Annotated in this window: 23 protein-coding genes; 10 read left to right on the top strand and 13 right to left on the bottom strand. The window is 67.2% G+C overall.

Going from position 1 to position 26,972, the window contains the following annotated elements:
• Window positions 1–10 precede the first annotated feature (10 nt).
• On the bottom strand, window positions 11–562 hold the full coding sequence (locus SBI20_RS15495; RefSeq protein ID WP_317975860.1) for a GNAT family N-acetyltransferase: 552 nt from the start codon (window positions 560–562) through the stop codon (window positions 11–13).
• Window positions 563–751: 189 nt separating this feature from the next.
• Here SBI20_RS15495 and rpsA point away from each other — a divergent pair, with 189 nt between their 5' ends.
• The 4 genes from rpsA to SBI20_RS15475 all read left to right on the top strand — a co-directional run bounded on the left by rpsA (window position 752) and on the right by SBI20_RS15475 (window position 5,330).
• A complete protein-coding gene (rpsA, locus tag SBI20_RS15490; RefSeq protein ID WP_317975859.1) occupies window positions 752–2,587 on the top strand; it encodes a 30S ribosomal protein S1 in 1,836 nt (611 codons plus the stop codon).
• A 152-nt stretch (window positions 2,588–2,739) separates the two neighbouring features.
• Window positions 2,740–3,336, top strand: a complete 597-nt coding sequence (locus SBI20_RS15485; protein ID WP_317975858.1) for a biliverdin-producing heme oxygenase — start codon at window positions 2,740–2,742, stop codon at window positions 3,334–3,336.
• A gap of 144 nt (window positions 3,337–3,480) precedes the next feature.
• Window positions 3,481–4,278, top strand: coding sequence for a hydroxyacylglutathione hydrolase (gene gloB, locus SBI20_RS15480; RefSeq protein WP_317975857.1), 798 nt, complete (start codon window positions 3,481–3,483; stop codon window positions 4,276–4,278).
• A 26-nt stretch (window positions 4,279–4,304) separates the two neighbouring features.
• A complete protein-coding gene (locus tag SBI20_RS15475) occupies window positions 4,305–5,330 on the top strand; it encodes a LacI family DNA-binding transcriptional regulator (protein ID WP_317975856.1) in 1,026 nt (341 codons plus the stop codon).
• Between the two features lie 99 nt (window positions 5,331–5,429).
• Here SBI20_RS15475 and cydX read toward each other — a convergent pair whose 3' ends face one another.
• Genes cydX through SBI20_RS15460 form a run of 3 tightly spaced genes read right to left on the bottom strand, consistent with a single transcriptional unit; the run spans window position 5,430 to window position 8,285 of the window.
• Window positions 5,430–5,540, bottom strand: coding sequence for a cytochrome bd-I oxidase subunit CydX (gene cydX, locus SBI20_RS15470; protein WP_317975855.1), 111 nt, complete (start codon window positions 5,538–5,540; stop codon window positions 5,430–5,432).
• Window positions 5,541–5,557: 17 nt separating this feature from the next.
• Window positions 5,558–6,706, bottom strand: a complete 1,149-nt coding sequence (cydB, locus tag SBI20_RS15465; RefSeq protein ID WP_317975854.1) for a cytochrome d ubiquinol oxidase subunit II — start codon at window positions 6,704–6,706, stop codon at window positions 5,558–5,560.
• A gap of 13 nt (window positions 6,707–6,719) precedes the next feature.
• Window positions 6,720–8,285, bottom strand: a complete 1,566-nt coding sequence (locus SBI20_RS15460) for a cytochrome ubiquinol oxidase subunit I (protein ID WP_317975853.1) — start codon at window positions 8,283–8,285, stop codon at window positions 6,720–6,722.
• 117 nt (window positions 8,286–8,402) lie between these two features.
• Between SBI20_RS15460 and SBI20_RS15455 the strand changes: the two genes are divergently transcribed.
• Genes SBI20_RS15455 through SBI20_RS15445 form a run of 3 tightly spaced genes read left to right on the top strand, consistent with a single transcriptional unit; the run spans window position 8,403 to window position 12,132 of the window.
• Window positions 8,403–10,028 carry an ATP-binding cassette domain-containing protein gene (locus tag SBI20_RS15455; RefSeq protein WP_317975852.1) on the top strand — a complete coding sequence of 542 codons (1,626 nt, stop codon included), beginning with the start codon at window positions 8,403–8,405 and terminating at the stop codon, window positions 10,026–10,028.
• Window positions 10,025–11,665 carry an amino acid ABC transporter ATP-binding/permease protein gene (locus SBI20_RS15450; RefSeq protein ID WP_317975851.1) on the top strand — a complete coding sequence of 547 codons (1,641 nt, stop codon included), beginning with the start codon at window positions 10,025–10,027 and terminating at the stop codon, window positions 11,663–11,665. Before SBI20_RS15455 ends, SBI20_RS15450 begins: the two co-directional genes overlap by 4 nt.
• Window positions 11,662–12,132: an Lrp/AsnC family transcriptional regulator gene (locus SBI20_RS15445; RefSeq protein WP_317975850.1), complete on the top strand. Its 471-nt coding sequence runs from the start codon at window positions 11,662–11,664 to the stop codon at window positions 12,130–12,132. The genes SBI20_RS15450 and SBI20_RS15445 overlap by 4 nt, the downstream gene beginning before the upstream one ends.
• A 21-nt stretch (window positions 12,133–12,153) precedes the next feature.
• On the opposite strand, the gene SBI20_RS15440 is transcribed toward SBI20_RS15445, so the two are convergent.
• Genes SBI20_RS15440 through SBI20_RS15430 form a run of 3 tightly spaced genes read right to left on the bottom strand, consistent with a single transcriptional unit; the run spans window position 12,154 to window position 15,200 of the window.
• On the bottom strand, window positions 12,154–13,368 hold the full coding sequence (locus SBI20_RS15440) for an MFS transporter (protein ID WP_317975849.1): 1,215 nt from the start codon (window positions 13,366–13,368) through the stop codon (window positions 12,154–12,156).
• Window positions 13,369–13,411: 43 nt separating this feature from the next.
• The gene (locus SBI20_RS15435; protein WP_317975848.1) at window positions 13,412–14,077 is read right to left on the bottom strand and encodes a cysteine hydrolase family protein; all 666 of its coding nucleotides are present in this window, start codon (window positions 14,075–14,077) and stop codon (window positions 13,412–13,414) included.
• Window positions 14,070–15,200 (bottom strand): LLM class flavin-dependent oxidoreductase, encoded by a 1,131-nt coding sequence (locus SBI20_RS15430; protein ID WP_317975847.1) that lies wholly within the window; start codon window positions 15,198–15,200, stop codon window positions 14,070–14,072. Before SBI20_RS15430 ends, SBI20_RS15435 begins: the two co-directional genes overlap by 8 nt.
• Window positions 15,201–15,436: 236 nt before the next feature.
• Between SBI20_RS15430 and SBI20_RS15425 the strand changes: the two genes are divergently transcribed.
• Window positions 15,437–16,282 carry an oxidoreductase gene (locus tag SBI20_RS15425; protein WP_317975846.1) on the top strand — a complete coding sequence of 282 codons (846 nt, stop codon included), beginning with the start codon at window positions 15,437–15,439 and terminating at the stop codon, window positions 16,280–16,282.
• Between the two features lie 52 nt (window positions 16,283–16,334).
• Here the strand turns inward: SBI20_RS15425 and SBI20_RS15420 are convergent, their stop codons facing one another.
• The 3 genes from SBI20_RS15420 to SBI20_RS15410 all read right to left on the bottom strand — a co-directional run bounded on the left by SBI20_RS15420 (window position 16,335) and on the right by SBI20_RS15410 (window position 20,625).
• Window positions 16,335–18,677, bottom strand: a complete 2,343-nt coding sequence (locus tag SBI20_RS15420) for an acetamidase/formamidase family protein (RefSeq protein ID WP_317975845.1) — start codon at window positions 18,675–18,677, stop codon at window positions 16,335–16,337.
• A 128-nt stretch (window positions 18,678–18,805) separates the two neighbouring features.
• Complete coding sequence (locus SBI20_RS15415; protein ID WP_317975844.1) at window positions 18,806–20,017, bottom strand: aromatic ring-hydroxylating oxygenase subunit alpha; 1,212 nt, start codon at window positions 20,015–20,017, stop codon at window positions 18,806–18,808.
• A 122-nt stretch (window positions 20,018–20,139) separates the two neighbouring features.
• Window positions 20,140–20,625, bottom strand: a complete 486-nt coding sequence (locus SBI20_RS15410) for a VOC family protein (RefSeq protein ID WP_317975843.1) — start codon at window positions 20,623–20,625, stop codon at window positions 20,140–20,142.
• 242 nt (window positions 20,626–20,867) lie between these two features.
• Here SBI20_RS15410 and SBI20_RS15405 point away from each other — a divergent pair, with 242 nt between their 5' ends.
• On the top strand, window positions 20,868–21,959 hold the full coding sequence (locus tag SBI20_RS15405; RefSeq protein WP_317975842.1) for an acetamidase/formamidase family protein: 1,092 nt from the start codon (window positions 20,868–20,870) through the stop codon (window positions 21,957–21,959).
• A gap of 177 nt (window positions 21,960–22,136) precedes the next feature.
• On the top strand, window positions 22,137–23,231 hold the full coding sequence (locus SBI20_RS15400) for a TauD/TfdA family dioxygenase (protein WP_411911567.1): 1,095 nt from the start codon (window positions 22,137–22,139) through the stop codon (window positions 23,229–23,231).
• Between the two features lie 229 nt (window positions 23,232–23,460).
• On the opposite strand, the gene SBI20_RS15395 is transcribed toward SBI20_RS15400, so the two are convergent.
• Genes SBI20_RS15395 through SBI20_RS15385 form a run of 3 tightly spaced genes read right to left on the bottom strand, consistent with a single transcriptional unit; the run spans window position 23,461 to window position 26,971 of the window.
• The gene (locus SBI20_RS15395) at window positions 23,461–24,996 is read right to left on the bottom strand and encodes an oligosaccharide flippase family protein (protein WP_317975840.1); all 1,536 of its coding nucleotides are present in this window, start codon (window positions 24,994–24,996) and stop codon (window positions 23,461–23,463) included.
• The gene (locus SBI20_RS15390) at window positions 24,993–26,105 is read right to left on the bottom strand and encodes a glycosyltransferase family 4 protein (protein WP_317975839.1); all 1,113 of its coding nucleotides are present in this window, start codon (window positions 26,103–26,105) and stop codon (window positions 24,993–24,995) included. Before SBI20_RS15390 ends, SBI20_RS15395 begins: the two co-directional genes overlap by 4 nt.
• Window positions 26,102–26,971, bottom strand: coding sequence for a glycosyltransferase family 2 protein (locus SBI20_RS15385; protein ID WP_317975838.1), 870 nt, complete (start codon window positions 26,969–26,971; stop codon window positions 26,102–26,104). The genes SBI20_RS15390 and SBI20_RS15385 overlap by 4 nt, the downstream gene beginning before the upstream one ends.
• Between the last annotated feature and the right edge of the window lies 1 nt (window position 26,972).

The following is a 26,972-nucleotide window of genomic DNA, read 5'->3' as shown; positions in this document are numbered from 1 at the left end:
GCCAAAAAGGTCAGCGCAGCGTCTTTTCGAGCATGACGATGTGGGGGTCGCCCTCCACGCCATGGGCCACGAAGCCGCAATCCTTTTCCAGTTCGATCGCGGCATGGTTGGCGCGATCCTCGATCGCGATCACCCGCGTAAGGCCGCGGCGCTCGCCCTCGGCGGCGACAAGGTTGAGCATGCCCCAGCCCACGCCGCGCCCGCGATAGTCGCCGCGCACCGAGATCGCCACTTCGCCGGTTTCCATCTCGGCGTCGCAGGCCAGCACCGCCGAAGCGACAAGCTCGCCGGTCGCCTGATCGAAGGCCAGGAAGCTTTCCGTGCGCCAGTGATCGACATGGGTCATCGGCGCGAGGCGATCATGGTCGAGGTGGCCGGCAGCGGCCAGAAAGCGGAAGCGGCGGTCTTCGGGAAGGACCGCATCGAAGAACACGGCCAGCGCGTGCTCGTCCTCGGCAAAGGCCTGACGGACGCTGAGCGTCACGCCGCTGCGGGTCGGAACGGTCACCGCACGGGCGATCTGGGCCAGATTGGGCGCAGGAGTAGGGGCAGGCTGGGTCATTGCTTCGTCTCCCAAGGTCCGGACGATGATGGTCGCTTGATATGACCAATTCATTAGAATCGGCGCCGTGGTGGCGCCTTGACCTTGCGCAAAGGAAACCATCGTTTCCCGCGCCGCGCCATAGGGTTTTTCTTGCATTTCGGACCTCGTGAGCCTAAGCGCGCCCGGTTCCCTTGCGTAATCGGGGGAATGCCTGCGTGGGCATCCGGCCCGCATGGGCAGATCGGCCCTTTTGGCCCGCATCCTGCATGGGGCAGGCATGCGGAGAAAAGACCGGCGGAGACAACCGCCTGGCCGGAAACATCGAAACAGGAAGACTATTTCATGTCGACCAACCCGACGCGCGACGATTTCGCCGCGCTGCTTGACGAAACGCTCGGCGCTGCCGCCAACGGTGGCTTTGAAGGCCGCGTGGTCAAGGGCACCGTTACCGCCATCGAAAACGACAAGGCCGTCATCGACGTGGGCCTGAAGAGCGAAGGCCGCGTGGCCCTGCGCGAATTCGCCGCCCCCGGCCAGCCGCACGGCCTCAAGGTCGGCGACGAAGTCGAAGTGTTCGTGGACCGCGTTGAAAACGCCGACGGCGAAGCCATGCTGTCGCGCGACCGCGCCCGCCGCGAAGCCGCCTGGGACAAGCTCGAAGCCGAATTCGGCGAAGGCAAGCGCGTTGAAGGCGTGATCTTCGGCCGCGTGAAGGGTGGCTTCACCGTCGACCTCGACGGCGCCGTAGCCTTCCTGCCCGGCTCGCAGGTCGACATCCGCCCCGTGCGCGACGTGACCCCGCTGATGGACATGCCGCAGCCTTTCCAGATCCTCAAGATGGATCGCCGCCGTGGCAACATCGTGGTTTCGCGCCGCGCCGTTCTGGAAGAAACCCGCGCCGAACAGCGCTCGGGCCTGATCCAGAACCTCAAGGAAGGCCAGATCATCGACGGCGTGGTCAAGAACATCACCGACTACGGTGCGTTCGTGGACCTGGGCGGCATCGACGGCCTGCTCCATGTCACCGACATGAGCTACAAGCGCGTCAACCACCCCTCGGAAGTGATCGCCATCGGCGACACCGTGCGCGTCCAGATCATCCGCATCAACCAGGACACGCAGCGCATCTCGCTGGGCATGAAGCAGCTTGAAAGCGATCCCTGGGATGGCGTTGCCGCCAAGTACCCGGTCGGCGCCAAGCTGCACGGCACTGTCACCAACATCACCGAATACGGCGCCTTCGTCGAACTCGAACCGGGCATCGAAGGCCTGGTGCACGTTTCGGAAATGTCGTGGACCAAGAAGAACGTCCACCCCGGCAAGATCGTTTCGACCAGCCAGGGCGTCGACGTCATGGTGCTCGAAGTCGACAGCGACAAGCGCCGCATCAGCCTCGGCCTCAAGCAGGCCCAGCAGAACCCCTGGGAAGCTTTCGCCGAAAAGCACCCGGTTGGCTCGATCGTCGAAGGCGAAGTCAAGAACGCGACCGAATTCGGTCTGTTCATCGGCCTCGATGGCGACGTGGACGGCATGGTTCACATGTCGGACATCGCCTGGGGCATCTCGGGTGAAGACGCGCTGGCCCTCCACCGCAAGGGTGAGCAGGTCAAGGCCGTGGTCCTCGACGTGGACGTCGACAAGGAACGCATCAGCCTTGGCATGAAGCAGCTCGAAAAGGGCGCTCCGGCTGCTGGCGGCGTGGCCACCTCGGGTTCGCTGCGTCGCGGCGAAGTCGTGACCGTGACCGTGCTCGAAGTGCGTGACGGCGGCCTCGAAGTTCAGGCTGGCGACGATGGCGCCACCGGCTTCATCAAGCGTTCGGACCTGGGTCGCGACCGCGACGAACAGCGCCCCGACCGCTTCCAGGTCGGTCAGAAGATCGACGCCATGGTCACCGGCTTCGACCGTTCGAAGAAGCCCAACTTCTCGATCAAGGCCCGCCAGCTGGCCGAAGAAAAGGAAGCGGTGGAACAGTACGGTTCGTCGGACTCGGGCGCTTCGCTCGGCGACATCCTCGGCGAAGCTCTCAAGGCCCGCGGCTAAGAGACTTCCGGCTGATCCTGAGATTCAGCCGGGGTTCGCCCCGGCTGGCTTTCATGGCCACCAACACGAAAGGGCCCGCCCGGCTTGTCCGGCGGGCCTTTTTGCTGCCCGCGCCCCTCGCTTTGGGGCCCGGCAATCCCTACATCACGGGCATGACTGCTTCCTCCACGCCCTCGCGCGTCCAGCGCCTGCGCGACGCCACCCACGAGGCCCACGCCACGCTCGACAAGGCGCTGATGGACCGCGACAGCTTCGCCAGCCTCGCAGGCTATGCCCCGTTCCTGACCATGCAGCACGCGTTCCACCGCGATATCGACGCGCTCTATGCCGATCGCGCGCTTGGCGCGGCCTTCCCCGGCCTTGCCGCGCGCCGCCGCCTGCCGCTGCTCGAACAGGATCTGGCCGATCTGGGGCTGACACCCGTGCCCGCCGCGCCCGCCTTCGACGGATCGCTCCCTTTCGCCACCGCCCTCGGCTGGCTCTATGTCGCCGAAGGCTCGAATCTGGGCGCGGCGGTGCTGCGCAAGCTGGTCGCGCGGATAGGCCTGTCCGATACATTCGGCGCACGCCATCTGGCCCCGGCGCAGGAAGGCCCCGCCGCCCACTGGCGCGCCTTTGTCGAGGTGCTCGACGCCCTGCCCCTGTCTCCCGAAGAGGAAGCGCAGGCCATCGCCGGGGCCCGCGCGGCCTTTGCCCATGTCGCAGCCCTCGCCCACATCACTGCCCCCGCACCCGTCGCACAGGGCTGAATTTCGCGCCGCCCCGGCAAACCCGCACGCTCAGGGCTCCTCACAGGCTTTTGCTTTGCAGCATTTGCGCTATGAGGAACCCACCGGCTGCCTGACAGCGCCGGACGGGGAATAAGGCCCAGCCAAGGGGCCAGGAGCGGGGCGATGATCGAAATTCACCAGTTTGCCTGCCTGTCGGACAACTACGGCTATCTCGTGCACGACAGTGCGAGCGGCGAAACCGTGTGCATCGATACGCCCGACGCCGGGGTCTATCTGGACGAAGCCGCCCGGCGCGGCTGGACCATCACCCAGATCTGGAACACCCACTGGCACGCCGATCACGCCGGCGGCAATGCCGCGATTGCCGCGGCCACGGGCGCGACGATCACCGCCCCGGCCATCGATGCCCCCAAAATCGCAGGGGTTACGCGTACCGTCGACGGCACGCGCGAAGGCGGCGACACGGTGACGCTTGGCGCCTTCACCATCCGCGTGCTGGCCGTGGGCGGCCACACGCTCGGCCATGTCGCCTATGTCTTCGACGACGTGCCGCTGGCTGACGGAACGACCGGCACTCTGGCTTTCGTGGGCGATTCCCTGTTCGCGCTGGGCTGTGGCCGGATGTTCGAGGGAACCCCCGTCCAGTTCTGGGACAGCCTGTCGCGGCTCAAGGCCCTGCCTGCGGCCACCCGCGTCTATTGCGCCCACGAATATACCGCCAGCAACGCCCGCTTTGCCCTCCACGCCGATCCTGACAACGCCGCGCTGATCGCCTATGCAGGCGAAGTGGAAGCGCGGCGCGCACAAGGCCTACCCACCGTTCCCACGGTGCTGGCGCGCGAGGCAGCCACCAATCCTTTCCTGCGGGCCGACGATCCGGCCTTGCAGGCCCGCTGGGGCGGCGGCGATGCCGTGGCCACCTTTGCCGCCTTGCGCGCAGCCAAAGACAGCTTCCGCTAGAGCGCCGACCGAGAAGAGAACCGACCATGGCCGAAAGGCGTCTTACCCGCGTAACCTCGTTCGACGTCGCCGAAGCGGCGGGCGTGAGCCAATCCACGGTCAGCCGCGCGCTGGCCGGCGACCCCTCGATCAGCGCCCCCACCCGCCAGCGGGTGATGGAAGCGGCGCGCAAGCTCAACTATCAGGTCGACGAGAACGCCGCCCGCCTGCGCCGGGGCAAGACCGGCACGCTCGCGGTGGTCATGGTCTGCCGCCCCGGACAGGACCGCAAGGACCTCAACCCGTTCTACTACGCGCTGCTGGGCAGCACTTGCGCGGCAGCCTCGGCGCGCGGCTACGAAGTGCTCGTCTCCTTTCAGGACAGCGAGACCAATTTCTGGGGCCACTATCAGGAACGCCGCAAGGCCGACGGCATGATCGTCATCGGCACGAGCGAGAACACCGCCGCCTGGGACTATTTCGGCAGCCTGCCCGAGGGCAGCAACTGGGTCTGCTGGGGCGCCACGCACGACAGCTTCCCGTGGGTGCGCAGCGACAACCACGCCGGGGCGACGCTCGCCACGCGCCACATGCTCGTGCGCGGCTATCGGCAGATCGTCTGCCTGGGCTCGGAAACCTCGCCCCAGCGCCAGTTCAAGGAACGCTACGACGGCTATGCCGCGGCGATGAAGAGCGCGGGCCTCGAACCCGTGCTCCAGCGCATCGAGCGCGGCCTGCCCCGCGAGGAACAGGGACGCCTGGCCACTGCCGCGCTGATCGACAGCGGGCGTCCGTTCGACGGCCTGTTCGGGGTCAGCGACGAGATCGCGCTGGGCGCGCTCAAGGAACTGGCCAGCCGGGGCTATGTCGTGCCCGACCAGATCGGCGTGGTGGGCTTCGACGGCGTGCGCGCCGGGGCCTGGTCGACGCCGCCGCTCACCACCGTCGAATCCGACTTCGAGGTCGCCGGTTCGCTGCTGGTCGAACGGCTGCTGGCCATGATCGCGGGCGAGAAACCGGCCACGCAGCGCGTGCCCGTCCGCCTTGTCGTGCGCGGCTCCACCCGCCCCTGAAGCCAGACCGCAACAGACACATAAAACGCCGGGGCACGAAAAAGGCCGGGGAAGGATACCTTCCCCGGCCTTTTTTTCAAAGGATCATCACGAAACCGGTCAGATGGCCGGATCGTCGTCCACCGGCGAGTTGAACTCGTGCCAGAGGCCATTGATCACGCCGAAACCGACGGCCAGGCCGAGGCCGAGAACCCAGGAGAAATACCACATCGTCTTGTCTCCCTGTCTCAGTAGAAGTCGGGGTTGGTGCGCACTTGCGCCAGCGTCACGCGGCCACCCATCACCTTCATCACCCACGCCGTGTAGATCAGGATCAGCGGCAGGAAGATGATCGTGCAGATCAGCATGATGAACAGCGTGAGGTGGCTGGACGAGGCGTTCCACACCGTCAGGCTCGAGTTGGGGTCGATCGAGCTAGGCAGGATGAAGGGGAACATGCTCAGACCGACGGTGGCGATGATGCCGACCGTGGCCAGCGCCGTGCCGCCGAAGTTCATCCATGCCGCGCGGCGACCGATACCCGCCAGCGCCACCAGCGGCCCGACAAAGCCGAGCACGGGCGCCAGGATCATCCAGGGATGCAGGCCATAATTGGCCATCCATGCGCCAGCAGCCGCTTCGCTGTGGCTCATCAGCGGGTTCGACGGGCCCATGGTATCGACCGTGCCGACCAGCTTCATGCCCATGCCGGTCTTGGCGACCATGACACCGCCCAGTGCAAAGAGCACCAGCGTGGCAATCGCGGCGATACGGCCATAGGCGCGGGCGCGCTGGGCCACCGGACCTTCTTCGACCTTCACGGCCAGCCAGCCAGCCCCGTGCAGCACCACCATGGCCACCGAGAGCAGCCCGGCGAGCAGGGTGAAGGGCGTGAACAGGCCCAGCAGGCTGCCTTCGTAGATCATGCGCAGGTCGCTATCGAGACGGAAGGGCGCGCCCACCAGGACATTGCCGACCGCCACGCCGAAGACCAGCGCGGGCACGAAGCCGCCCACGAAGAGCGCCCAGTCCCAGCGCGTGCGCCAAGCCGGATCGGGCTTCTTCGAGCGGTACTTGAAGGCCACCGGACGCAGGATCAGCGAGGCCAGGACCAGGAACATGGCAAGGTAGAAGCCCGAGAAGCTGACCGCATAGACGAACGGCCAGGCCGCGAAGATCGCGCCAGCGCCCAGGATCAGCCACACCTGGTGGCCTTCCCAGTGCGGAGCGATCGAATTGATCACCTGGCGGCGTTCCTCGTCGTTGCGGCCCACGAAGGGCAGCAGCGCAGCCGTGCCCAGATCGTAGCCATCGGTCAGGGCAAAGCCGATCAACAGCACGCCCAGCAGCGCCCACCAGATCAGGCGCATGGTTTCATAATCGAGCGGGATATGCATCTCACTCTACTCCTTATTCAGCCGGAACCGGGGCAAAGCCCGCGTCGTGGTGGTCGGCATCAGGCGCATGCTCGATCGGACCCTTGCGGATCGAGGCGAGCATGAGGCGCACTTCGATCACCGCCAGCGTACCATAGAGCGCGGTAAAGCCCACGATGGTTGCCCAGATCTGCGGCACGGTCAGCGAGGACGCGCCAAGGAAAGTGGGCAGAACGCCATCGACGGCCCAGGGCTGACGGCCGATTTCAGCCACGACCCAACCCGATTCAATCGCCAGCCAGGGCAGCGGAATCATGCAGACGGCCAGCTTGAGGAACCAGGTGGAGCTGAACTGGCAAGCCGAGGCGCGCCAGAAAGCGATGGCGAAGAAGGCGATGAAGCCAAAGCCGATGAGGGCCATGCCACGGAAGAGGAAGAACATCGCGGTCACGTTGGGCACGGTGCGCCATGCGGCAGCCATGATCTGCTGGTCGTTGGCCTGACGCGGGTCGGCCACTTCACGCTTGAGCAGCAGGGCATAGCCGATGTCGGCCTTGTGCGCCTCGAAAGCGGCACGGGCGGCCATGTCGTTGCGGTTGACCTTGAGCTTTTCGACCGCATCATAGGCGATCACGCCGCTGTGGATGCGTTCGTCGGCCCGCAGGACGAGTTCACGGATACCGGTCACTTCGCCGCTGAGCGAACGCGTACCGATCAGGCCCATCAGGTAGGGAATCTTGATCGCCGCATGGGTGACGTGGGCATCGTTGTCGGGGAGACCGAAGGCGGTGATCGCAGCGGGAGCCTTTTCGGTTTCCCACATGGCTTCGATCGCGGCCAGCTTCATCTTCTGGTTGTCGGAAAGGGCATAGCCGCTTTCGTCACCGAGAACGACGACCGAGAGCGAAGAGGCCAGACCGAAGGCGGCAGCAACCATCATCGAGCGGCGCGCGATATTGGTGTACTTGCCCTTGAGCATGTACCAGGCCGAAACGCCCATCACGAACGTCGCGCCGCAGACATAGCCGGCGGACACGGTGTGGACGAACTTGGCCTGCGCCACGGGGTTGAACAGCACGGCCGAAAAGTCGGTCACTTCCATGCGCATCGTTTCGGGATTGAACGCGGCACCGGCGGGGTGCTGCATCCAGCCGTTGGCGACCAGAATCCACAGGGCCGACAGGTTGGTGCCCAGTGCGGTCAGGAAGGTGACGAACAGGTGCTGCACCCGGCTCAGGCGATCCCAGCCGAAGAACATCACGCCAACCATCGTGGCTTCAAGGAAGAAGGCCATCAGACCTTCGATGGCCAGCGGCGCACCGAAGATGTCACCCACGTAGTGCGAGTAGTAGGCCCAGTTGGTGCCGAACTCGAACTCCATGGTCAGGCCCGTCGCGACCCCGAGCACGAAGTTGATGCCGAACAGCTTGCCCCAGAAACGGGTGATGATCCGCCAGATGGGCCGCTTGGTGATCACATAGATGGATTCCATGATGACCAGCATGAACGACAGCCCAAGCGTGAGCGGTACGAACAGGAAGTGGTACATGGCTGTCAGCGCAAACTGAAGCCTGGACAATTCAACGACAGCCAAATCCATGGCGGTTGTCCTCAAGTTGGGCGTGCAATCCGGGTCTGTCGGGCTTATTGGGCCAGCTGGGAAGCGCCCGGACCACGCTTGCTACAAGTAGCAGTTAACAATAAGTGGCTTTAGAATATGATCGAGCGTGCCATGCCTTCGTCCTTTCGTCCGCGCCCCGATGGACGGGCCACGCTGTGGTGGGTGGCAGAATGCCTCGGCGCCATACCCGTCGCGCTCGGCCTCGGCCTTGCCCTCGATCAAAGTTTGGCGTCTTTTATCGCATCCCACTCTCCCCTTGCCGTGGTTTGCGTGCTGTTTTTGGCCGGTTCGCTCTGGCGTGCGCTGGCACAGGCCAGCGCGGCCCTGGCCGGGCAGGCCGCTGCGGCGCGGGCCAAGACGGCCTGGCGTCAGCATCTGTTTCCGGCCCTGTTGCCCACGCGACGCACGCGCGGACGCCTGATCGGCGAAGACATGCATCTGGCCGTGGAATCGGTGGCGGCGGGCGAAGGCCTTGTCGCCCGTTTCCTGCCCCTGCGCGGGGCGGTCGGGGTGGTTCCGCTTCTGGTGGTCGCAGCAGTGGCTCCGGCCAGTTGGGTTTGCGCATTGATCATGCTTGCCACGCTGCCTCCCTTCATCATCGGGATGATCCTGGCCGGTAGTGCCACCGCGCGTCGGGCGCAAGCGCATCATACAGCACTTTCAAGACTTTCGGGTCTTTTTATTGACCGTATCCGTACTCTCCCGACGATTCTTTCGCTCGGCGCGGAAGACCGCATCGCGCGCCATCTGGGACAGGGCGCGCGCGAAGTGGCCAGCCGCACGATGGCGGTCCTCGCGCTGGCCTTCACATCGAGCGCCATTCTCGAATTCTTCGCCGCGCTCGGGGTTGCCCTCGTGGCGGTCTACTGCGGTTTTTCGCTGCTGAACCTGCTCCCCTTCCCCGCGCCCGAACACCTGACTCTGGGCCGCGCGTTCTATGCCCTCGCGCTCGCGCCCGAATTCACCCTCGGCCTGCGCCGCCTCGCGGCTGCCTATCACGAAAAGCAGACCGGCGAGGCTGCCACCGCCGCCATGCGGGCCGAATGCGCGCGTGTCTGCGCCCTGCCCGAGCCGATTCCCGCCCCCCGCCTCTGGCAGGGACAGGGCGTGATTCTCGCCCATCCCGACGGCACGCGCATCGGCCCGCTCAACTGGGCCTGGGCCATGCCGGGCCTTCACGCGGTGACCGGCCCCACGGGCGCGGGCAAAAGCTCGCTGCTGGGCGCGCTGATCGGTCAGGTGCCGATCGCGGGCGGCACGATTGCCGTCGATGGCGCAAGTTTTGCCCCCGGATCGCTCAATCCGGCCATCGGCTGGGCGGGCCAGCAGGCCGTGTTCCTGCCCGGCACTTTGCGCGAGGCGCTCACCACGGGCCCTCAAGTGGATACCCCGGCGATGACCGCCTGCCTCGAAAGCCTTGGCCTCGGGCCGATGCTGGCGCGGCGCGGCGGGCTCGACATGGTGATTGACCATCGCGGTTCAGGCCTCTCGGGCGGCGAGCGGCGGCGGCTGGCGCTGGCCCGCGCGCTGCTTTCAGGACGCCCGATGCTGATGCTCGACGAACCCACCGCCGATCTCGACGAGGACAGCGCCGCGCGCGTGCGAACCGTTCTGGCACAGGCTGCACGGGAACGCATGGTCGTCGTTGCCAGCCACGATCCGGCGCTGATCGCCATGGCCACCACCCTGTGTCCGGTCACCGGATGGGAGATCGCGGCATGATCCCGCTGCTGCGCGAAGCGCTGGCCGGTCAGGCCCGTACCGTCCGTTTTGCAATCCTGTGCGCGATGCTGGCCGCGCTGGCGGGCGTGGGCCTGCTGGCGATTGCCGGCTGGTTCCTCGCCGGGGCCGCGCTGGCGGGGCTCGCCGGGCCGGTCGCGGCGCAAGGCTTCAACTACCTGATCCCCAGCGCCGCGGTGCGCGCGGCGGCGATCCTGCGCACGGGCACGCGCTATGGCGAGCGCATGCTCGGCCACCGCGCCGCGCTCTTTGCGCTGGCCGAGGTGCGCACCGGGCTGTTCCGCCGCGTGGCGGCCAGCGCGCTGGGCGGCGATGCCGCCGGGCGCAGCGGCACCCTCGCCACCCGGCTGGGCGCCGATGTCGATGCGCTCGAAGACGCGGTGATCCGCCGCGTGGCGACCACCGGCGCCTGGGCCGCCGCGCTCATCGGCCTGGGCGCGAGCGCCGTGATCGGCTGGGGCGGGCCGCTGGTCGTGGGCGCCGGGCTGGTCGCGATGCGGCTGGCCGGGCGCGGGATGGCCCGCGCCATGCTGCCCGGAGCCGAAGACCGCGCAGCGGCCACCCACGAAGCGCTGCTGGCCGATTATGCCGACATTGCCGGTCCTTGCGCCGATATTGCGGTCTACGACATGGGCCCGGCGCTCTCGACCCACCTCGAAGGCCTTGCCGCCGCGCACGAGGCCGCCCGCCACGATCTGGCCCGCGCGCAGGCCATGATGACCGCCACCCAGACCGTGCTGGCCGGTTTCGTGCCGCTGGGCCTCGTGCTGGTCGCGCACATGCGCGCACAGCCGCCTTCGATCCCGCTGCTGGCGCTCGCGCTGCTGGCCGCGATGGCCGCGCTCGAACCCTGGGCCGGGCTGACGATGATCGACATGCGCGCCCACCGCCTGCGCGCCGCGCAGGAGCGCATCGCCGCCCTCGACAGCGCGCAAGCGACTGCCGCCGCCTCCCCTGCCGTTGCCCTGTCCGAACACCCCACCCTCACCCTCGCCGGGTTGACCGTGACAGCAGGCCAGCGCGTGCGCGTGGGCGGCCCTTCGGGCGCGGGCAAGACCCGGCTGGTCGAAACGCTCGTCGGCCTGCGCCGCGATTGCCCCCAGCCGCTCGCCGTCGATGGCCACGATCCGCGCGCGCTGGGACTGGCCGCGCTGCGCCCGGCTTTCGCGCTGGCCGGACAGGACAGCACCCTGATCGCCGGAAGCGTGCGCGACAACCTCCTGCTCGCCCGCCCCGGCCTGCCTGAAGGCGCGCTGTGGGATGCGCTGGGCGTCGCCGCGCTCGACAACGTGGTGCGCGCCCTGCCCGAAGGCCTCGACACCTGGCTGGGCGGCGATGGGGCAAGGCTCTCGGGCGGGCAGAAGCGCCGCCTCGTGCTCGCCCGCGCGCTGCTGGCGGGCAAGCCCTGGCTCGTGCTCGACGAACCGAGCGAGGGCCTCGACCCGGCGACCGAAGCCACCGTGATCGCCCGCCTCGATGGCTGGCTGGCGCGCACGGGCACCGGGCTGGTCCTTGTCAGCCACCGCCCGGCCATGGCCGCGCTGGCGGGCGACAGGGTGGTCGATCTGGCCACGCCGAGCACCAGCCCGGCCCCAGAAATGGAAGGCGTGCCAGCATGACCACGCCTGAACCGGCCCTCGCGCTCGACCGCATCGACCACCGGATCGTCGACGAACTGCGCGTCGACGGGCGGCTGAGCATCAACGAACTGGCCCGCCGCGTGGGACTGAGCAAGACACCCTGTCAGGTGCGACTCAAGCGGCTGCTCGATTCAGGGGTGATCCGGGGCTTTCGCGCAGTGGTCGATCCCCAGAAGCTGGGGCTGGCCCATATCGCCTTCACGCAAGTCAAGCTGTCGGACACCCGCGAAAAGGCCCTCGAAGCCTTCCGCCGCGCGGTCCTTCAGGTCGAGGAAGTGGAGGAGTGCCACATGATCGCCAGCCACTTCGACTACCTGCTCAAGATCCGCACCGCCGACATTCTGGCCTATCGCCGGGTGCTGGGCGAGCAGATTTCGAGCCTGCCCAACGTGGCCAGCACCTCGACCTATGTGGCGATGGAAACGATCCTCGAACACGGGGCCTGACAGGAGGCGGCCTGAAGCCTTTCAGGCCGCCAGCGCATCCCCTTGCGCCCCGCGCGCCACCGGGGCGCGGGCCAGCCCCACGACCAGCGCGACGAGGATGCCGATCCCCGCCTGACCGAGGAAATTGGGCACGAAGCTGCCGATGGTGTCATGCAGATGGCCCCCGATGCTCGGCCCCAGCGCCGCCGAGGTCGAAACCACGGTCATCACCGAATAGAGTTCAAGCCCCGCGCGCCCGCCGAACCAGTTGCGCAGCAGGAGCGCCGTCCCCACCGTGGACACCCCGATGCCAATCCCGAACGTGAGCGCGAAGAAGCCGAGCGCCATGTCCGAGAGCGGCAGCACCAGCGCCAGCGAGGAAAAGGCCGAGCCCATCAGCGCCAGCACCGTCAGGCGCCGCGCATCGACCTTCTGCCCGGCCACCCCCGCCAGCGCCGCCGCCACCGCCGCCACGAAAGCCGCCGCCGAGATGAAGCCGGTGGCCTTTTCGGGCGAAATCGCATGTTCGAGCATGTGCTGGTAGGCGAACGAATGGACGGTCGTGTTGATCAGCAGGCAGGCCGTATAGGCCGCCACGACGATCCAGAACTGCCATGTGCCCAGCGCCGCACGCGCGCTCCAGCCCTCACTCGCCGTCTGGCCTTCCTGACCGGCGGCCCCGTGGATCGCGCCGGCCATGCGTTCATAGCGCCCGCAGACCACCGCCGCGAACAGCCCGAGCACCAGCGCCCCGGCGGCGCAGGCCAGCCAATAGAGCCGCCAGTCCCCCGTGCTTGCATGGATCGCATAGAACGTGAGCGGGCCGGTCACCGCGCCGATATTGCCCGCGGTGAAATAGAAGCCGATCGCGCTCGACCGGCGCCCCTCGAAGGCATTGCCGATGGCATCGACCGCCGGGATCGTCCCGCAGAAACAGAACCCAAGGCCCAGCAGCAGCGTGCCCAGCAGGTACATGCCCACGCCCTGCATCCACGCGAGCGCGATGAAGCCCGCAATCAGCTGGACCATGCCCGCCAGCAGCGTCACCGCCACCCCGAACCGCCGAATCACCGCCGCCGGCACCAGACTGGCCGCCCCGCAGGCAATCCCCAGCACGGTAAAGCCCATTCCCGCCTGCGCCCAGGTCAGGTGGAGGTCGGCCACGATCATCGGCAGGACCTGCCCCAGCGAATTGAACGTGGACGCCATGAGCAGGAAATAAAGCGCGGAAAAAGCGCCCAAGATCACGATACGCATCGACTGGAGGCCTTTTGCCGGAAGGATCGGGGAAGAAACAGGGTCAAGCCGCCACCTCGACAGGCAGCGCCCCCCATGCGGCCAGCACGGCCTCGCTCTCGACGAGGAGCGAGCAATGCTCGGCCATGGCCTTGAGCGCATAAAGGTGCAGCCCTTCGTCGAAGGCGCCGCAGGCGTCGGACACGACGAACGTGTGATAGTCGTGATGGAAAGCGTCGCGCGTGGTCGAATCCACGCAGCAATCGGTGGTCAGCCCGGTCATCACCAGCGTGTCGATCCCGCGCGCGCGCAACTGCTGGTCGAAGTCCGTGCCCGAAAAGCCCGAATAGGCAAGCTTGCCCACCTCGATGTCGCCGGGCTGCGGAGCGACCCGGTAATAGGCCTCGCCCCCGCTGCCGATCCGGCAGATCGCCTCGGCGCCGGGGGTGCCGCGCCGCTCCATCAGCGTGCGCAGCGCGTGGCTGTCGCTCTCGGGCCGGGTCATCACGCGCAGGAACGCGACCGTCACCCCGGCCCGGCGTGCCGCCGCGATCAGCGGCTCGATCCGGTCGATCACGCGTTCGGCCACGCCCATGTCGACCCCGCACTGGCCGACGACACCCTCGGGCGCGGCGAAATCGACCTGAATGTCGACCACCACCAGCGCCGTGCGCGCGGGCGCGATCATCGCGCCGGGGGCCCCGACATGGGGCAGCGTCTGGTCAGACATCAGCCGCGACCTTCACTTTGCCGGGAAAGCGCGCGCGCAGCACCGGCAGGATCTTTTGTGCAAAGACCGGCAGCATCGCGAGGTAATCGGGGAAAATCACCATGAGCCCGTCGAGCGCGGTCTTCTCGAAAATCTCCGTCAGGCGCGCCAGCACGGTTTCGGGCGAACCGGCCACATGCGGGGCCATCAGCGCCGAGCGCGCCTTGCGGGTGAAATCGTTCTCCTTGCCGATCTCGGCATCGAGCATCCCATAGGCGCGCAACATGCCGCGCAAGGTTCCCTCGTCGAGGCCCTTGCGATAGGATTGCACCATCGCCTCGGCCTCTGCGTCGGTCTCGCCGATGACCAGGATCATCATCGAATAGGTGCGGATGGCATGGCCCAGCGCGAGGGCATCGGCCTTGGCCTTGTGGGTATTGGCGACCAGTTCGTCGAGGCCGTTGCCCGCCAGAAACAGCGCATCCATGTGATCGGCGGTGAAGCGGATGCCCGCCTTCGAGGTGCCCGCACAGACGAGGAACGGGCGCTTTTCGGGCTTGGGCCGCGAGGTGCAGTCCTCCAGCGTGAAATACTTGCCCTTCGCGGTCACGCGCTCCTCGCTCCACAGGCGCTTGATGTCCTCGATCCATTCGGTCGCCAGAACATAGCGCTCGTCGTGGTCGACGCCTTCGGGCCAGGCCCCCATCTGGGCGAACTCGTCCTTGTAGGAGCCCGTCACCACATTGAGCCCGGCGCGGCCATGGCTGATCTGGTCGAGCGTGGCGATCATCTTGGCAGCCACCGCCGGGTTTTGCAGCAGGGTGTGGATCGTCGCCCAGACCCGCACGCGGCTGGTCGCCTGGGCAAGGCCCGCCATCATCATCGGGCTGTCGAGCGAAGATTCCCAATGCTCGATTTCGCCGCCAAAGCCCTTGAACTTGGCCATCGCCATGATGAAGTCGAGGCCCATGGCATCGGCCATCTGCGCGACCTTGAGGTTGTAGTCGTACGAACCGTCGAGCCGGGGCGAATTCTTCGAGATGATCCAGCCGCCATTGGCCATGGGCATGAAAATGCCGATGTCGCGCCCGCCGGTGTCGGACGGAAGGTCGAACGGGGCAACCTGGGGGATCGTATCGGTCATGACGGGTCCATGATAAGCGTGGAAAGGATATGTGGCGACGGGCGGGATCGCAGGCAAGCTAGGATGCGCGAAGGCTCCCTTCTTGTCTGTCCGCGCCCGAAGCGTTGAACGGCGCGCGCATGAAGCGCAGCTTGCGACAATTCCATGCGCGCCCCGCCAAGACAGCCTCTTGCCCGCTGCCCTACAGCCCGCCGACACGCCCAAGAAACAGAGGCACGAAACAAAGGAAATCCTGCATGGCAAACTGGTTCATCACCGGTACGAGCTCGGGCCTCGGGCTGGCTCTGGCCCGCGCGGCACTGGCGCGCGGCGATACTGTCGTGGGCACCGTGCGTGCGCAGGCCGATGCGCAGGCCTTTGCCGCGCTCGCGCCGGGCCGCGCCCATGCGATGAAGCTCGACGTGACCGACGAGGCCGCCGTGCAGGTGGTCGTGCGCACCGCGCAAGGTCTGGTCGGGCCTCTCGACTATGTCGTCAACAATGCCGGGCGCGGATTTACCGGGGCGATCGAGGAAACCAGCCTTGAGGACGCGCGCGCGCTTTTTGCGGTCAACGTGCTGGGGCCGATGGCGGTGATCAAGGCCGTGCTGCCCGCCATGCGCGCGCGCCGCGCCGGGCATATCGTCAACGTGACCTCGGTTTCGGGGCTGGCGGCCTGGCACGGCACCGGGCTTTACGGGGCGACCAAGTTCGCGCTCGAATGCCTCGGGCGGACTTTGGCACAGGAAGTGGCGCCGCTGGGGATCAGGGTGACCAACGTGGCGCCCGGCGGCATGCGCACGGCCTTTGCCGCCACGCGCCTGCCCGGCGCGGAACCGGTGATTGCCGACTATGCCCAGACCGCCCATGTCGCGCGGGCCGTCTTGCAGGACAAGCACGGCCACGAGCCCGGCTCCCCCGAACGCGCCGCGCAAGCGATCCTGACCGCGCTCGACGCGCCCGAGCCGCCCCTGCTGCTGCTGCTGGGCGAAGACGCGCTGCACTATGCCGAGCATGAATTTGCCGGGCTCGAAGCCCAGATCGCGCAGTGGAAGGACCTGACCCTCTCGATTGCCGCCGAGCCGGAAGTGGCCGGATCATAAAGCCGCCACCCCTTGCGGAAGGCCCCGACCTTGAGCCGGGGCCTTCCGCAAATCAGTTGGTAAACAGGGCCTTGCTGATCACCGCATGGACGCCCCAGTTGCCATTGGCGACCTGGCTGATCCCGAAATCGACCCCCACCGAGAGCAGCGAGATCGCCTCGTCCTCGCTCAGGTCGCGGATGGTCATCAGGAAGCGGCGGGCCTTGCGGAAAGCGTCACGCATGGCCGCGTCGATGGACGAGCGCTTGTAGACCTCACTCTGCGCCTTGCCGCCCAGCTCGCGCAAATAGTCCGGGTTGGAAAAGCCCAGAATCACGTATTCGGTGGGCGTCTCGATCATCGGATAGTCCAGCTCGCGCACATGGGGCGCGGCGGCCTTGGCCTTGTGCAGGATCACCTGGATCACCGCCGTCATCGAGCATTCGATGGCCGTGCCGCACAGCTCGCCATCGCCCTGGCTGGCATGGGGATCGCCCAGCGACAGGAGGCCGCCGGGCACCGCCACGGGCAGGAACACACTGGCCCCCGGCCCCAGCCGCCAGTTGTCGATATTGCCGCCGAAATTGGCGGGGGGAACCGAATCGACCAGATCGGAATGGGCGGGCGCCAGCGCCACCACCCCGAAATGGGGCCGCACGGGAATCTCGATGTCGCGCAGGACGTTGAAGTTCTTCTCGGTCGTCTCGGGATCGACCGGAACGCCCGGATAATCGTACATCGGGTGGATCACCCCCGAAGGGTCGGTCTGGGGCGTCCAGCGATAGTTGTAGACCGCATGGGCGACCGGCAGCCCGGCGCCCTTCTCGATCTCGTAGATCGTGATCACCTCGCGCGGCTTGGGTTCGGTGAGCAGTTCGGCATAGTGGAAGCCCCAATAGGCCGCCACGTTGCTGCCAAAGGCGCGCCCGGCAAAGCGCGGGTTGCGGCTGGGGCGCGGGTCGATGTCGAGGATGCGCACTTGCACGACATCGCCCGGCTCGGCCCCCGAAATGGCGATGGGCCCGGTGCAGATGTGGACGCCAAAGCCCTCGCCCGGCCCGCGCCCGACCACCGAAGCATCGAGCGGCCCCGCCCCGCGCCGGTCGATCACTTTGCCTTCTGCTGTCCAGCGATAGATCGCCTCGGCGGCCGGATCGCCGTCGATCATGCGTTCGGCGTCGTCGTTGGCGTGGTGGGTGAGCGTCTCGACGGTCACATAGTCGCCCGAGCAGACTTCGAGCGCGGGCTTGAGGGTCTTGCTGAAATAGCCCCAGTGGATCGTGTCGGGACGGACCGGCAGGGCATGGTGGCGCACGCCGCGCGCGGCATCGACCTGCACGTCCTCGACCAGCCCGTCGACCAGCCCCTCAACATCGCCGAGCCCTTCGCGGGTGGAGGGGGCGGCGCTGTCCTCGCGTTCTTCGGGGCGGCCTTCCTTCTGGGCGCTCGGGCGCCCGCGCCGGGGCGCCTCGCCCATGTCCTCGGGCAAGGCGCCGACCTTGCGATATTCGCGCGGGCTCATCGCGTAGCGTTCGCGAAAGGCGCGGCTGAAGCTGGCGCTGTCGTTGAAGCCCCATTGATAGAGGATTTCGGAAATCGAGCGCTGGGCATGGAGCGGGCTGCCCAGATCGAGGCGGCAGCGTTCGAGGCGGCGGAACTTCACGAACTGGCTGAAGCTCTCACCCGCGCTCTCGAACAGTTTTTGCAGGTAGCGCGGCGAGATGCGGTGTTCGGCGGCGATCTGGTGGATCGACAGGTTGGGATCGGACAGGCGCATCTCGATCGACTGGAACACGCGTTCGAGGATCGCCGCGCGCGCGCCCGCCGCGCCCCCCAGTTCCTTGACCGGGGCCTTGTCGAGCAGGGTAGCCGCGATGAATTCGGGCAGGGCCAGTTCGACCGGGCGGATCTGGTCGTCGGACACGTCAACGATGGTATCGGCGACCGAGCGCAACAGCGCGGAGAGCATGCGCCCGATGGCCTCGTCGGCGATCAGGTTGCTGATCTGCGAAGGCAAGGCCGAGCGCGAGCGCAAGGCGGGCAGCGCATGGGGCACCTTGACCAGCAGGAACCGGTGCTCACCCGCCAGATCGACCTGCGTGCGCGAGGCACCCCCGCCATAGAGGATGTCGCCTTCGGCAAGGTCAATGGTGGTGGTGCCCTGCCGGGCGCTCAACCGGCCTTCGAGCAGGAGCACCAGCCAGAAACTGGGCGCTTCCTGCGCCATGTCGATGGCCAGGGACTGGCCATTGCCCGTCACGCGGACAAACTGGATGCCCTGCCCGCTGGTGAAGCTCACCAGCTCGCCATAGAGGTCTTCGCTGGTCGCCTGAACTTCAAGGGAAACGCGGCGCAAGGCAAAGCGCCAGGCATCCTGACGCTGCTCGCGCGGGTAGGCATTGGTGGTGAAACGCAAGGAATGCTGCCCCTCGATGTGATCGGCCCTGAACTGGCCGACTGTTCGATACCGGCCTTGCCCCCGAGCTTACGCCATTGGCCGGGCCGCGCAATCCTGCGCAGCGCCCGGCCCGGGATGAGGGCAGATCAGGCCGCCGTCACCCGATCGGCCCCCTCCGTAAGCGCCGCAGCAGAAAGCCGGGCATGGGCGGCGGCATAGCGATGGACCAGCCACTTGTTGAACTGGCCTTGCGCGCCCTCCTGCCACGAATAGCGGCCACGCGGGGCAAAGCGCGAGCGCAGGCCCTGCTGGACGAGGCCGTCGACATGGAGATCCTGCGCGATGATATGGCCCGAGGCGCGGATGTTCATGTCGAGCTTGTGGTCGAAGGCCGGGTCGGCCATCGCGCCCGGCGCGAACAGGAAACCGGTGTCCATCTCCAGCGTTTCAGGCCCGGTCGGGCGCAGGATCAGGTAGATCACCATGTCGCTCATCATCACGAGGCTGAGCGTGGGCGGGATATTGGCGAAAGTCATCCGCATCCGCCCTTCATCTCTCAGGCCCGGAAACACCGGTAGCACGGCCTTTTGCGTGGCGTTGAAGCTGGCGTCGGCATGGAGCGTGCCGTTGAAGCGCAAGAAGCCGCCATCGGCCGGGTCGCTGTCGGGAAACTCGGCCAGCCCGGAAGGCACGAAATCGTGCAGCGGCCCGTGGTGCAGGCGGCTGGCATGATAGCCGTCGTTGTTGTTCTCGAACATGACCTTCCAGTTCCACGGCAGGCTCGGCGCGGGGTCGGGGCGCGGGCCTTCGGCACGGGCAAGGTCGTAGCCGGCGATGGCCTGTTCCACCCGGGTCAGGCGCGGGGCCAGCGGGGCGGCATCGGCATCGAAATTGATGAAGATGAAACCGTTCCACAGCTCCACCCTGAAATTGGGCAGGCCATACCGGGCCTTGTCGAAATTGCAGGTCTTGCCCATCGCGGGCGCGGCGACGAGCTTGCCCTCAAGGGTATAGCTCCAGTGGTGGTAGGGGCACAGGAAGCCGCGCGCATTGCCATGCCCCTCGGCCACCAGCATCGCGCGGTGCTGGCACACCGAGGACATCGCGCGGATCTCGCCTTCGAGCGTGCGCGCCACGACCACCGGCTCGCCCACCAGCGTGGTGGTGAAATAGTCGCCCGGATTGGCCACCCAGTCGGCCCGGCCCACGCAGAGCCATTCGTGATTGTAGAGCGCCTCCTTCTCGAATTCATAGAATTCCGCGCTGGTATAGCATTCGGGCGGCAGGGTCTGGGCATCGGCCAGATCCACCGCCGAACTTGCGAGCGAGCGAATGAAGCTGTCGGTAACGAGAGGCACGGGCTCAACTCCTGATGGCAAGGGGCACAGCATAAGGCAGGATCGCAGGCTTTCTAGAGTGCCCCGCCCGCTCGGGTCTTGAGCGGGGCACCCCGAATTCTTGAGTGCAGGCTTGCGCCCGCTTACTCGCGGGTGAAGTCTGCCGGAACTTTCGGCTCCGGCCCGGCCTTGCCCCAGAGCACGATCTCGTTGCCCCACGGGTCTTCGAAGGCGTGGTTGTAGCCGTTGAAGGTCGACCAGTAGTGGTTGCGCCACAGTTCCTTTGCCCCGCGCTGCGTGGCGGCGGCCAGAATGCGTTCGGCGCTGTCGTCGTCGCTGATCAGGATCCAGATGCGCGGCTTGCGGCCCGTGGTGGACAGGGCGCGGGGTTCGACCCCGGCGCTGTCGGGATGGGGGCGGGCATTGGCCGCATCGAAGATGCCCAGATGGAGGTTGCCGATCTGGCTGTCGGTGCCATCCGGGTTGGGGAACTGGCCGCCCGGAACCATGCGGTGATAGACGCCTGCGGGCTTTTCGTCGTTCTGCCAGCCGAACACTTCGGCATAGAACCGCGCGGCGGCGGCGGGATCATCGCTGGGCAGGTCGACGAAGATGAGCGTGTTGGGCATGGGTGCGATCCCCTTTCGTGAAATGCGGACAAGCAAAGGATGGCCGCCTTCTGGCGCGCGCCCGCGCGTCCGGCTTGGGCCAGCGCGCCCCGTTTGTTGACGCGCGCGCCATGACTTGGCCTGGGGCTGGCGCGCCCGGTGCTTCCCGCAGGCCAAGTCATAGGGCGCACGCAAACAAGACCCGGGCGCCCCCCTCTCCGACAAGGATCGCGGTTTAGTCCCCTATTCAATGAGGCACATGCATGAGCTTGGTCTGCAATCACGGTCGGCAGCGGGCAGAAACGGCGCCCGGCGCGCTGCACACTCTCAAAGCCACGCCCGAGACCGTGCACTGGGGCTATTTCTCGCCCTCGATCAAGCCCGCCCTCACGATCAAAAGCGGTGATCTGGTCCATGCCGAAGCGATCACCCACCATGCCGGCGATGCCCCCGACCTGATGTTCGACGAAGGCGTCGAGCGCATCTTTACGGAAATCGACCCGACCACCCGCGCGCCGGGCGTCCACATCATGACCGGGCCGATCTATGTCGAAGGGGCCGAACCGGGCGACATGCTCGAAGTGCGCTACCTCTCGATGGAGCCGCGCAACCCCTATGGTTCAAATCTGGCGGCCAACTGGGGCCATCTCTATCAGGAATTCGACGAGAAGGAGCGCGTGACGATCTACCGGCTCGACGCGCAGACCCAGACCGCCAGCGCGCTCTATGCCTACGATTTTCCCGGCAAGTACCTCGTTCCCGGCACGATCACCAATTGCCCGGTCTGCGACCGCCAGCCCGCACTGCCCGGCGTGACCATCCCGGCCCGCCCGCATCTGGGCACGGCGGGCGTGGCCCCGGCGGTGAACGAGCCGGTCAGCACGATTCCCCCCGGCCTCCACGGCGGCAACATCGACAACTGGCGCATCGGCGCGGGCGCGACGATGTACTACAAGTGTCAGGTCAAGGGCGGGCTGTTCTCGATCGGCGATCCCCATGTCAGCCAGGGCGACGGCGAGATTTCGGGAACGGCCATCGAAAGCTCGCTCAACTGCCTGTTCCAGATCATCCTGCGCAAGGATTTCGAATTCCCCTCGCCGCTGCTCGAAACGCCAAAACACTGGATCGTCCACGGCTTTGGCGACACCCTCGACCAGGCGATGAAATCGGCCTCGATGGACATGCTCAGGCTGCTCGACGAACAGGTCGGCCTTTCGAAGAACGATGCCTATTCGCTGATGAGCGTCGCCAGCGACTTTGGCGTGACCCAGGTGGTCGACGGCACGCTGGGCGTCCATGTCCGCGTCAACCGCGACATGTTCCCGGCCCGTGGCGTGGTCAAGGACCCCGGATAAGCCCAAAAGGGTCGCAACAGGAAAGTGGGCGCCGGGTACCAGCCGCCGGGCGCCCTTTTTTGTTCGGATCACCCGAGCCCCCAAACCTTTTTGCGCCACGCGACAAGACCGCCCGCGCGCAGCATGGCAAACCATCGGCCAAACCATCTGCCAGAAAGGATGCCAGCCTTGTCCGTGATCACTCCCCCCTCCCCCGATCTGGCGCCCGTTCTGGCGCCAATCACCAGCCGGGCCGCATGGCGCGGCGACCAGCTGAGCAAGGGGCAGGACTGGATCTATCCGCTGTCAGACGCCCAGATCGCCGAACTCGAAGCGCTGGGCACCCGCTTCATGGCCGAAAACCCCGACCTGCGCACGGTCCGAGCCGAGGATTATCCCCTCGTCGAAACCGCCACGGCCTGCGAGGAATGGCGGCAGGAAGTCGAATTCGGACGCGGCTTCGTGCTCGTGCGCGGGCTGCGCGCCGATCTCTATTCCGACGCGCTGTCGAGCGCGATCTACTACATTCTGGGCCTGCACATGGGCGATCCCATCCGCCAGAACGAGATGGGCGACCTGATCGACCATATCTATGCCACCTCCGACAAGACGATGGACGATCCCACCGCGCTGTCCTCGAAAGTGCGCGACAAGCTGGTCTACCATTCGGACAGTTCGGACATCGTGGCGCTGATGTGCCTGCGCGGCGCGCGCGAAGGCGGGGCCTCGTGCCTCGTTTCGGGCGCGGAAATCTACAACGAGATCCTGCGCCGCCGCCCCGACCTCGCCCCCCTGCTGTTCGAGCCGTTCCACTGGGACTGGCGCCGGCAGGATCACGAGGCCCCCGCCGATACCTACACCTCGCCCATCGTCAGCCTCGAACAGGGCGTGTTCAGCATGTACGCGGGCTCGCTCTATATCCTGACTGCCCAGGACTACGAGGGCGTGCCCAAACTCACCGACGACCAGATCGAGGTGCTGCGCCTCTTCGACGAGATCACCTACGAGCCGGGCATGGCCATCGAGATGGATTTCCGCCCCGGCGACATCCAGTGGCTGTCGAACTATGCCGCGCTCCACGCCCGCACGACCTTTTGGGACTGGCCCGAGCCGCAGCGCCGCCGCCACCTCCTGCGCCTGTGGCTGTCGAGCAAGGGCGCCCGCCCCGTCGTCGAAGGCTTCGGCAAGAACGGCGTCGTCCAGCACCGCGCCGCCCCGCGCGATGGCGGGGCCGAACACCCCGACGCGCATTTCGACGTGCGCGGCATGGCGGTGCCCCGGCTGATTTCCTGAGGCTTGATAACGAAGGGGCCATCGGCCCCTTCTCCCCCGCAAGCCGTGCAACAAGCCTTGCCCCGTGTTGTGTCGATGAAGAGCCTTGCCGACATATTCTCCTGTCCAGCCAGAACGGGGGCGGTGCCAGAGAAAACAAAAACAAATCAGCTGTGTCACCGCTTCCGGCCAGAGGCTGTGACACACAGCATTCGCTGGATGGAAAGCGATCCGGCGCCGCCGCGATTCGTCACCGCGCCAGTGCGGCAATCCCTGCGCGCAAGGGGCCGCGTGCGCTCAGCAGCGCCAGCCCCCAGGCGACGAGGCCCGTGACGATCACCAGTGCCAGCGTGAAGGCAGGGGCCAGCCCCCAATAGCCGGCCACAAGGCGCGCGCCCCAGGCCAGCCCGAAAGTCGTCAGCGTGGGCCAGCCGATCAAGCGCAGGAGATCGCCCAGCGCGCCGCCACCCAGCATCCCGTCATCACCCCGGCGCGCCTGCCACGCCGCCCAGCCCAGCGCCCCGGCCCAGCCCACGGCCACGCATGCCGTCGCCAGCGCCGCCGCCAAAGGCCCCTTGTGGGCCAGCGCCAGCGTGAGCCCCACGGTCACGAGCGCCGCCACCGACTGAATCCACAGCACGCGATCCTGCCTGTTCTCGATCACCAGAACGGCCCCGGCCACGGCAATCGGCAGGGCCGCCATGCGAGCGAGGCAAAAGACCGCGATAATCGGCCCGGCCCCGGCCCAGGCCGGCCCCAGAACGAGCGGCGCGACCAGATCGGACACCACCACCACCCCGGCCAGCGCGGGCCAGCACAGCGCCCCGAACACGCCCGCCATCCTGAGCCAGCCCGTTCCCGCGCCCTGTTGCCCCCCTGCATGTTCGCCCCGCGCATGTTCTGCCGCCAGACCTGTCGTCACCAGCAGGGTCGCAGGCTGCACGAACATGTCGGCCAGCGCCGTCACCAGCCGGTTGCCCGCGCGATAGAGCCCCGAAGCAGCAGGCGAAAAGACCGCGCCGAGCAGGAGATCGCCACTGTAATTGGCCAGAAACCCCACGATGATCGAGCCATAGCGGCTCCACGACCAGGCCAGCACCGCGCGCGTCGTCTCCGGGTCGGCGCGCGGCAGGTCGGGCAGGGTCAACACCATCCGGTAGGCGACGATGAAGATCAGCAGCCGCGCATAGACTTGCGCGACAAGCGCCCACAGCCCCCACCCGGCCAGCAGCAGCAGCGCCGCCCCCAGCCCGGCGCCGATCTCGGTCGCCACGGTGATCGCATAATAGCGCCGCACCTTTTGCCCGCGCAGCAGCAAGGCCTCTTCCCAGCCAGCCACCGCCGCCAAAAGGTTCGAGGGCGCCAGACAGAACAGCAAAAGCGCCACCCCCGGCCCGCGAAACAGCAGCGGCGCGGCCAGCCCCAGCCCCACCAGCATCGCCACCCAGCCCAGCGCGACCAGCATGTTGGCCGCCAGCCCCGCACTCGCCACGGCAGGCCCTTCGGCCTCGGGTGCCTTGAGCACATATTCGAACGGCCCGGTGTAGAGCATCGTGCGCGAAAGCGTGAGAAAGGCCGCCGCGATGGCAAAGACGCCGAAATCGGCGGGCATCAGCGTGCGCGTGGCCACCAGCGTAACGCCGAGCAGCGCCAACTGGCTGCTCGCCCGCGCGGCCATGGCGATCACCGCCGTCAGGCTTCCCCCGCGCGCCCACCGGGCCAGCCGCGCAGCGAGCCCCACGCGCATCAGGCCATCGGGAACGGCAGCCGATGAAGCCAGCCTCATCGCGCCACCTCCAGCAGCAGGCGCAGCAGCGTCCGCCCGGCATTGGCCCAGGTATAGCGCCCGGCCCGTGCGAGCCCCGCGCGAACCGCCAGCGCGCGCGTTTCGGGATCGTCGAGCGCGGCGATCTGCGCCAGCCAGATGTCGGGCCGGTCAGGGTCGGCCATCAGGGCCGCCGCGCCGCAAACTTCGGGAACCGCGCCGCAGGGCGCCGCGATCACCGGGCAATGGCACAGCATCGCCTCCACCGGGGGCAGGCCGAAGCCTTCGGTGCGCGAGGGGAACAACAGGGCCTGCGCCCCTTCGTAGAGCGCGCGCAACACGCTGTCGTTGCAGGGACCGGCAAAGACCGTGTTCTCGGGCGGGTGAAGCCCCGCCGCTTCGAGCGCGGCACGATCCGGGCCGACGATGACCAACTGGCGCGGCGGCCAGTCCATGCCCGCCCGGCTCGCCTCTCCGGCCAAAGCCATGGCCTCGAACACGACCTGGTTGTTCTTGTAGGCCTTCACGCTGCCGAACATCAGCAGGTATTCCCCGTGGATCAGCCCCAGCCGTTCCAGCGCGCGCTCGTCAGCGGGCACTTCGAGGATGTGATCGGCGCCATTGTGCAGGATTTCGACACGCCCCGAGCCGATCACCCCGAACCGGGTGAGATCCTGCCGCGAATAGTCCGAAACCGTCAGCACCACCCGGCTCGTCCGTGCCATCAACGGGGCCAGCAGCCGATAGCCGAGGCGCTGGCGCAGCGGATAGGAGCAATCGGGACGGCAGAATTGCGCGTCGTGCAGCATGAGCACCTTGGGCCGGTGGGTGACGGGGGCCAGATTGGCGAGATTGACCAGCAGGCTCCCCCGCGCGAGGCGAGGCAGGCGGCGCTGCTCCCACTTCTGGCTGGGGCCCTGGCCGTCTTCCTCGATGGTGATCGCGCGATAGGGCTCCTCGGGCGGGCAGCCGGATGGAACGATCAGCCGGACAGGAGGCCGCTCGTCAGGCGGCATCTGCGACAGCAGGCTGTCCACCTCGCGGATCAGGCGATCGGCCACGCGCGACACGCCATTGTGCTTGCCCGCGCGAAACTTGCCATTGAACGCGATGGGCCGCACGGCGCTCACATGCTTTCGATGCGGCGCGGGTCGATCCGCCCGCGCACGAGATCGACGAGCGCCATGGCATTGCCCCGCAAGCGCCCCAGCCGGTCGACATGCGGCTCGGGAAACCCGGCGCGCAGGACATTGCTGGCCAGATTGCGCCAGAGCAGCTTGCGCGCCAGCGCGCGCGGCATCGTCCCCTTGCGCAGGAGGTAGACGATATTGGCGACTTGCGAATAGCCGAGCCTGAGCCCCGATGTCCGCCCGCCCTTCACGCCGAGGTGGACCCCGGACACCAGCCCGGTCGACACCAGACGCCCGCGCCGCGCAAGGCGCATGGTGAAATCGATATCCTCCTGCCAGCCATAGAGCGGCAGCGCCTCGTCAAAGCGCAGATCGCCGACATCGGCCATGCGCAGCGCCATGTTGCAGCCATAGAGCGCCTCGCGCGGGATGATCGCGGGGTCGAGCTGCAAGGTCCGGGCCGCGATCATCGCCTGGGCCTGGGCGATCCCGAAGCCGCCATGGCGCACGCCATCGCCCACCAGATTGCCGGTGATCCCCGCAACATCGGCCTGACCTTCGAAAATGGCCTCTACCGCAGCGAGATAATCGGGCGATGGCACGAAATCGTCGTCGAAGAAGATCACCACGTCGCAGCGCCCGGCCAGCAGTTCGAGCGCGCGGTTGCGCTGGCGGCACAGGCCGCGCGCGGCCAGCGCCACTTCGGGGTGGAGCGGGCTGTCGGCAAGACCGGCAATGTCGGCCTCCGCCGCGCCGACGACGAGAACGCCGTCAGGGCGCCGCGACTGCCCGGCCAGAAGATCGATCGTCTTGCGCGCCAGCGCGGCGCGGCCAACAGTGGCAATGGCAACATGGATTCGCAGCATA

This window comes from Novosphingobium sp. IK01, assembly GCF_033242265.1.
In the GTDB taxonomy this organism is placed as follows: Bacteria; Pseudomonadota; Alphaproteobacteria; order Sphingomonadales; family Sphingomonadaceae; genus Novosphingobium; species Novosphingobium pituita.
The sequence above is the reverse complement of the archived record's forward strand: the minus strand, read 5'-3'. Positions and strand labels throughout refer to the sequence as shown.

What these genes read in the sequence shown, in the direction of transcription:
- SBI20_RS15460 (WP_317975853.1), bottom strand. Translation starts at nt 8,285, where the DNA reads ATGGATTTGGCTGTCGTTGAATTGTCCAGGCTTCAGTTTGCGCTGACA.
- SBI20_RS15445 (WP_317975850.1), top strand. Translation starts at nt 11,662, where the DNA reads ATGACCACGCCTGAACCGGCCCTCGCGCTCGACCGCATCGACCACCGG.
- SBI20_RS15425 (WP_317975846.1), top strand. Translation starts at nt 15,437, where the DNA reads ATGGCAAACTGGTTCATCACCGGTACGAGCTCGGGCCTCGGGCTGGCT.
- SBI20_RS15440 (WP_317975849.1), bottom strand. Translation starts at nt 13,368, where the DNA reads ATGCGTATCGTGATCTTGGGCGCTTTTTCCGCGCTTTATTTCCTGCTC.
- gloB (WP_317975857.1), top strand. Translation starts at nt 3,481, where the DNA reads ATGATCGAAATTCACCAGTTTGCCTGCCTGTCGGACAACTACGGCTAT.
- SBI20_RS15385 (WP_317975838.1), bottom strand. Translation starts at nt 26,971, where the DNA reads ATGCTGCGAATCCATGTTGCCATTGCCACTGTTGGCCGCGCCGCGCTG.
- SBI20_RS15495 (WP_317975860.1), bottom strand. Translation starts at nt 562, where the DNA reads ATGACCCAGCCTGCCCCTACTCCTGCGCCCAATCTGGCCCAGATCGCC.
- SBI20_RS15455 (WP_317975852.1), top strand. Translation starts at nt 8,403, where the DNA reads ATGATCGAGCGTGCCATGCCTTCGTCCTTTCGTCCGCGCCCCGATGGA.
- SBI20_RS15395 (WP_317975840.1), bottom strand. Translation starts at nt 24,996, where the DNA reads ATGAGGCTGGCTTCATCGGCTGCCGTTCCCGATGGCCTGATGCGCGTG.
- SBI20_RS15435 (WP_317975848.1), bottom strand. Translation starts at nt 14,077, where the DNA reads ATGTCTGACCAGACGCTGCCCCATGTCGGGGCCCCCGGCGCGATGATC.
- rpsA (WP_317975859.1), top strand. Translation starts at nt 752, where the DNA reads ATGCCTGCGTGGGCATCCGGCCCGCATGGGCAGATCGGCCCTTTTGGC.
- cydX (WP_317975855.1), bottom strand. Translation starts at nt 5,540, where the DNA reads ATGTGGTATTTCTCCTGGGTTCTCGGCCTCGGCCTGGCCGTCGGTTTC.
- SBI20_RS15485 (WP_317975858.1), top strand. Translation starts at nt 2,740, where the DNA reads ATGACTGCTTCCTCCACGCCCTCGCGCGTCCAGCGCCTGCGCGACGCC.
- SBI20_RS15410 (WP_317975843.1), bottom strand. Translation starts at nt 20,625, where the DNA reads ATGCCCAACACGCTCATCTTCGTCGACCTGCCCAGCGATGATCCCGCC.
- SBI20_RS15450 (WP_317975851.1), top strand. Translation starts at nt 10,025, where the DNA reads ATGATCCCGCTGCTGCGCGAAGCGCTGGCCGGTCAGGCCCGTACCGTC.
- SBI20_RS15475 (WP_317975856.1), top strand. Translation starts at nt 4,305, where the DNA reads ATGGCCGAAAGGCGTCTTACCCGCGTAACCTCGTTCGACGTCGCCGAA.
- SBI20_RS15430 (WP_317975847.1), bottom strand. Translation starts at nt 15,200, where the DNA reads ATGACCGATACGATCCCCCAGGTTGCCCCGTTCGACCTTCCGTCCGAC.
- cydB (WP_317975854.1), bottom strand. Translation starts at nt 6,706, where the DNA reads ATGCATATCCCGCTCGATTATGAAACCATGCGCCTGATCTGGTGGGCG.
- SBI20_RS15405 (WP_317975842.1), top strand. Translation starts at nt 20,868, where the DNA reads ATGAGCTTGGTCTGCAATCACGGTCGGCAGCGGGCAGAAACGGCGCCC.